This window comes from Vulcanisaeta sp. JCM 16161, assembly GCF_001316285.1.
Map to the genome: position 1 here is coordinate 239,016 of NZ_BBDO01000005.1, position 6,000 is coordinate 245,015.

The following is a 6,000-nucleotide window of genomic DNA, read 5'->3' on the forward strand; positions in this document are numbered from 1 at the left end:
TGTTGAATGGAAGGACTAGATTATTTTAAGAGTGCGTATGTAGAGATTGGAAATTTTATTTTAAATGCCCTCAACATCATTAATATGAAGGAGATAGAGTCATTTGTGGATGTGCTGATTAATGTTTATGAGAATGATAAGAAGGTGCTTGTTGTTGGTGCTGGCAGGTCAGGACTCGTGGGAAGGGCGTTCGCGATGAGGTTGATGCATCTTGGCTTTAGGTCTACGTGCTTGGCGAAACAATAACGCCTAGTGTTGGTGAGGGTGACCTTGTGGTTGCAATTTCTGGTAGTGGTACTACGACCATGGTTGTGGCGGCGGCTGAGGCGGCTAAGAAGATGAGGCTAGGGTTGTTGCGATAACGAGTTATAGGGACTCGCCGCTGGCTAATTACGCAGACCTGGTGGTCCAGGTGCCGGGTAGGACTAAGGTGGCTAAGATGGATGATTACTTCGCCAGGCAGATACTTGGCCTTCATGAGCCGTTGGCGCCATTAGGAACGCTCTTTGAGGACACAACGATGGTGCTCCTCGACGCAATAATTGCGGAGTTAATGCATAGCTTAGGAAGACGGAGGATGAGATAAGGAGTAGGCATGCAAATATTGAGGTGCCCTAGTCTCACTCCTCACTTTCCATTGCCCTGATACCCACGTTTATGAGGCGCTTAAATACCCTATCGATAAGCCTAACGTAGATGCCCTTCTGCCCAACGAATGCGCCGAAGGCGTTCTTCTTAACCGTGACCATGAGCTCGGGACCTGCGAAGTCAACATCGACTATGTGCTTGCCAATCCAACCCACCGGGTGCAGTGCCCTAATCCACTCCTTAAAGTTCAGGTTCATCTCCACAGTCCTAACCCTCAGGTTGCTCTCGCCCTCAATAGCCTTAATCCTCTCACCACCCTTACCAACCACCCTGCCAAGGTGACCCTCCTTAGCGATTATTAATGCATCGGGCACATTCTCACTCTTTATGCCGAGGTTCTCCTTTTCCTGCTTAAACTCAATCACGGTAACAACATCGGCGTCGGGAGCATGAACCTTATAAGGTCGAGTATCTGCCTCTCCGTATTACTCAATTCCCTCTTCCTCATCCTTAACTCAAAGGAGACCTTGACGCCTCTCTTGGCGCCAGGCCTAACGATATCCTTAAGTCCTAGGTCAACGACCACGGCATTCTCCTCATTAAGCAGGACCTCCCTAAGTAGTGTCGCTCCATCCTTCTCAACATTGAGTGGTCTCTGAAGCACTGGGTCACCAGCAATTATTAATCGTGAATTCCTACCAATCCTCATGAGTATCTCAGCCGCGTTCTCGGGCTGTGTGCTCTGGGCATCGTCTAGGAATATTAATGAATCATCGAAAGTCCTACCCCTTAGGTATGACACGTCGGTAACCATTACCTTACCCTCCTGAAGAAGCTTCGTTATTTCCTCCCTATCCATCAAACCCTCGAGTATATCCTCAAGATATGCGGAGGCAACCTTATAGTACAGGTCACCAAGTTCCTCGGGTGTTAATGACCTGCCCGTGCTCACGTCAACCACGGGCCTGGCAATTATGAATCGCTTATAGGTCCCGGCTAGTACTGAGGATATACCGTACACGCACGATATTAGGCTCTTGCCAGTACCCGTTGGTCCAAAAACACCCACTATCTCGTTTCTTGAATCCTTAAGTGCGTTCAGGAACCTCTCCTGTCCAATGCTCATTGGCTTAATCTTATCTAGTAATGACGACATCGACTCATGAGTAATTAATGGGTTTTTAAATCCTTACTTGTGACTAGCCAAACGTTGTCTTCACTGGCGTAACCCTCTCACGGCAAACCTCCCTAGCGAGCTTGACAGGGTCATCAAAGTACCTAATCCTAATGACCTCCTATCATCAACATACTCCGGAAATGCCTTAGGCAGGGCATCACTACTTAGGTTTGTCCCAACCAGTACATATGCAGGCTTACCCATTGCGTAGGCTAGGAGAACCTCGATTATGGTCCCAGCGCCACCACCTAACGCGATAAGAACATCACTGGACCTAACCATTATGACAGACCTACACCTAAACTCACACCCGCTATCAATCCTAATAACACCACTCGGCAGCTCAACATCATGTCTCTCCAGGGGGAGTATGACGGCGATTCTGAAGCCGAGCTTCAACGCATCATCAATTATAGTCTTCATGAACCCCCAATAACCACCAAGTAATAGCGTGGCTGTTGGGCATTGGACATGGAGCTCCTTAAGGAACTCCCTAGCCATCGTCTCGGTCCTGGGGTCCACAGGACTTGAATGGGCGGCTATGGCAATCTGCATTGCTACTACGCTGAACTAGGTGCTTATAATGCTTAATCCTCATTTACCACCCATTGATTCCCTAAGCATTGGTATTATGTGGTTATCAATTACGTAGTTAATGACTTCCCTACAACCATCGCAGTTAATGGTTGATACTCTAAACGTGGGTATTGACTTATCGATAATAGCCACGCCATTTAATGCCGTGTTCACCTCATCCTCCGTGGCAATATCAATCTTATTCACAAGCAGGAGCAGGGGCGTACCACTAAAACTGCCTCGTATCTCCCTCAGAAGGTTTAATTGCTCCGTTAATGAGTAACCACTGTGGTTTGTCGGGTCCAATATGAAGACTATGACCCTCGCCAAGTACTTCAGCGCCAGTACTGCCTGGAGCTCGATCTTATTGCGCTCACTCAACGGTCTATCCAGGAGACCCGGCGTGTCTATTACCTGGACCTTCACGTCATTAAGCACGGTGAAGTGACCAACATGTAGCTCCTTAGTTGTGAATGGGTACTCAGCCACCTTAGGCCTACCGCTGCTTACGCACCTAACGAAGCTACTCTTCCCGACGTTGGGCATCCCCGAAACAACTATTGTGAATAGGCCTGGGTCTATGTTCGGTAACCTATCGAGCTTAGCCGCAGCGCCCTTTAGGAAGTCTAACTCGGGCTTCAAATCCGTGAGTAAATCCCTAATCCTTGCCAGGAATTCCCTCCTAGCCCTAACTATGTCATTGCTCGTAGTGGCGGATCTAATTGCCATTACCGCATCCTTATAAATCGATGAGAGCGCCTTAGTGGCATGACCAACCTTAGCCAGTGAGTGCTTATACGTGGCCCTATCAATCATTAACTCAATCAACTCCCTATAGAATGGGTGCAGGGAGTCCAGGAAGGGCATTCCAAGGGCCACATCACGAAACGCATCACTTAGGTACTTCCTGACCTCCCTAACCCTCCTCAACTCGAGCCTCCTCAACCTATCAATGCCAGCCTCGACGCTCGGATTCCTAGCCTGAAGACTAAAGTAAACACCAATCACTGCATTCCACAACTCCTCACTGGTCGGTACGTGAGGTGCCCTAATCACGTTAATGACCAACGCCAATACTCACAACCCCTTAATAAACGTTTAACCAATAATATACATAACCTAAATAACCGCAATAATTAATAGACAATAAATATTTGATTGATACAATGAGCATTAATAAGTTGAGCGTGGCAGGGCTCCTAATCTTCATTGGTGTGGCTGAATTCCTACTACTAATGTTGATTGCCGAGGCGCTTTATCCGGGGTACTCCGTATCCAGGAACTACATTAGTGACCTCGGCGTTGGGCCGACGGCTGTCATATTCAATTTCTCAATAATAATCATGGGTCTCCTATTAATAATTGCTGCAGTCCTTGCATGGGGACTTAGCAGGGTCTTCGCAATAACAATAGCCTTAACAGGCATTGGCGCAATGGGCGTTGGCATATTCCCAGAGACCATACACCCATTCCACCTAATCTTCGCATTAATAGCCTTCCTACTCGCATCAATATCGTCATACCCAACAATAAAGATATCGAGAAGCCCAGGCAGGGTACTATGGCCAATACTAGGCACGATGGGGCTCATAGCATTAATACTATACATAATGCACATGTATTTGGGTCTAGGCCCAGGCGGGATGGAAAGAATGATAGTATACCCAAACCTAATCTGGGCCTTAGCATTCTCAGCAGAGCTAATGAACTATCAACAACCAAAACCATCACAAAAAGCTTAAAATTCCTCAGGGAATCACATTCTCGCCCCGGTAGCTCAGCCTGGTAGAGCGCCTCACTGGTAATGAGGAGGTCCCGGGTTCGAATCCCGGCCGGGGCTCCAGGAATAAATTATTTGTGATGATTGAGGTTGAGATAATGGACGTAAAGCCCTCGGGTTACCCTAACCGTAGTGTTGTTTTTATTGGGTCCGTGGATCCTGAGCGGGGCTGTTTAGTTTTGTCATCGCCCTTGTTATTGCCTTTGCCCTCCTCTCCTTGCCATCGCTGGCTGTCTCCTTGAGCATTCTTCTTAATGTCTCACAGGCCTTAACTTTGAGAATGGCTTGACTAGCATTGGGCCGGTGAGGCAGGGCTGAGGTTGAGGGCTAGGTAGGGGCATTGGTAGGGAATCAACAACGGGCTTCGGCTGGCTTGATTGAGCAACCTCCTGATCACCTCTACCAAGCAAGCTCCTAAGGAAACTATTCACCGGATTTTGACCACTCATCAATTGGATTTAGTGATTGGTTTAAAAGGGGGATTGTAGTGATTAGAATTGATTATTTCAGGATTAACATGATTTCCTCGTTGTATATTATGAATTGCATGTGTTTGATGATGTGCCTGATACGTATTGTCCACCACTGCTGGGTACGTTGAAGCTCGCGTTATTTAAACCTACACTGTTCGTGTTTGTAGCCGTCAGTGTGACAAGCCAGTACGCATCAGCATATGCATAGGGGTATTGGTGGCCATGGATAGTAAATCTCGGGCATGAGCGATACCTCGGCGTAAAACGGTAGGAAGAAGCTTACTTGAGCTGAGGATGAGGGTGTTGAATAACCAGGTATGCTCACGAAGGCTGGATAACCAGGTAAACCAACAGAAAAGCCGTAAACGTACGTAGCCGGCGTATCTGAACCAACACACCCAGTACCTGGTGTGAAGATCCACGTGAAGTTATATGCGTAATTCCCTGGATATGGCGTTGTACCATATGTGTTATTAACACCAACGCATACGTTTGGATACGTTATTGAGACGCTCGGCGGCAGGCTTATGGTGAATGATGGGGAGGTTGGCGTGGGTTGTATCATGTTTGTACCTGAGTTAGCATAAAATGAGTTGACTGGATAATCAATAGGTACGTACGGATTTAAGCTATAGGCAAACTCGGTGTAGCTTGAGTATAAGTCGTAACCAGCGATCTCATGATAAACATACGCCCACACGTAACCAGACTGGGATAGTGAGTATGCGACCATCCCGTAAGCCAGTGATGCAATTCTAGCTGGTGAATATGCCGTGGAGATTTGGTCATAGATTAGTAGGCATGAGTCATAATAAAACTCATCACCGAGACTATCCGTATAGGCCGGAATACCCCAAGTCGGGTTATTACCAGTTACTAGGCTACCGCCCCATATGAATATGAAACCACTTGGTACTCCATACTCATAATAAGCCCAGCACGGGTTTGTATTCTCAAGGCTCACGTCATCGCCATCATACGATTGAGGTAAAACGGCTTGACCACCGCCTAGCCCATGCCAAGTAGCTACCGCCATGGTGATATTATCGACATATATGGGCCTGATTATGAGGTATCTACCATGTCCGGGCTTTACAAATGCCATTATGGCGGCCGTACTACCGCCCATGGGCATGATAAAGGTGGGCACAAGATAATACTTCTCCGAACCAAAGGCAATAATAATGTTAAACTCCCTCGCCCATGAGTAGGCTAGTACGAATTCCATTGCCGCTAACTCGTTCCTACTTCCGTAGAGGATTATTAAGTCACCGTGCTTAAATAACGTACCCAACAAACTAATCACGGGGCTCGTTAGGTTGATCTCAACCTTGCCGCTTGGGTTGCTTATTGCAATGCTGGGCTCCACCACAGACCAGTCAATGATTACTACGCTGTTGTTTGGT

The 6,000-nt window shown here is 47.4% G+C and carries 4 protein-coding genes, 1 tRNA gene and 3 pseudogenes; 3 read left to right on the forward strand and 5 right to left on the reverse strand.

All coding sequences use genetic code 11. The annotated features are described in order from the left end of the window. Positions 1-6 precede the first annotated feature (6 nt). Positions 7-618 (forward strand): annotated as a pseudogene (gene hxlB, locus JCM16161_RS08265) (6-phospho-3-hexuloisomerase). Between the two features lie 2 nt (positions 619-620). On the opposite strand, the pseudogene JCM16161_RS08270 reads toward hxlB, so the two are convergent. The 3 genes and pseudogenes from JCM16161_RS08270 to JCM16161_RS08280 all read right to left on the reverse strand — a co-directional run bounded on the left by JCM16161_RS08270 (position 621) and on the right by JCM16161_RS08280 (position 3,397). Beyond that, positions 621-1,744, reverse strand: a pseudogene (locus JCM16161_RS08270) (PhoH family protein). Between the two features lie 43 nt (positions 1,745-1,787). Further along, positions 1,788-2,320 (reverse strand): annotated as a pseudogene (locus JCM16161_RS08275) (LOG family protein). Positions 2,321-2,359: 39 nt separating this feature from the next. Then, positions 2,360-3,397, reverse strand: a complete 1,038-nt coding sequence (locus JCM16161_RS08280) for a 50S ribosome-binding GTPase (RefSeq protein WP_243670908.1) — start codon at positions 3,395-3,397, stop codon at positions 2,360-2,362. A gap of 110 nt (positions 3,398-3,507) precedes the next feature. Between JCM16161_RS08280 and JCM16161_RS08285 the strand changes: the two genes are divergently transcribed. Continuing rightward, entirely contained in the window at positions 3,508-4,083 is a 576-nt protein-coding gene (locus JCM16161_RS08285; protein WP_054855550.1) for a DUF998 domain-containing protein, read from the forward strand. A gap of 24 nt (positions 4,084-4,107) precedes the next feature. Further along, positions 4,108-4,184: transfer RNA gene (locus tag JCM16161_RS08290), tRNA-Thr, on the forward strand. A 188-nt stretch (positions 4,185-4,372) separates the two neighbouring features. Here the strand turns inward: JCM16161_RS08290 and JCM16161_RS08295 are convergent. Continuing rightward, complete coding sequence (locus JCM16161_RS08295; protein WP_054855551.1) at positions 4,373-4,570, reverse strand: hypothetical protein; 198 nt, start codon at positions 4,568-4,570, stop codon at positions 4,373-4,375. Positions 4,571-4,787: 217 nt separating this feature from the next. Then, on the reverse strand, positions 4,788-6,000 hold a 1,213-nt coding region (locus tag JCM16161_RS08300; RefSeq protein ID WP_243670910.1), incomplete at its 5' end, for a hypothetical protein.

What these genes read in the sequence shown, in the direction of transcription:
- JCM16161_RS08295 (WP_054855551.1), bottom strand. Translation starts at nt 4,570, where the DNA reads ATGAGTGGTCAAAATCCGGTGAATAGTTTCCTTAGGAGCTTGCTTGGT.
- JCM16161_RS08285 (WP_054855550.1), top strand. Translation starts at nt 3,508, where the DNA reads ATGAGCATTAATAAGTTGAGCGTGGCAGGGCTCCTAATCTTCATTGGT.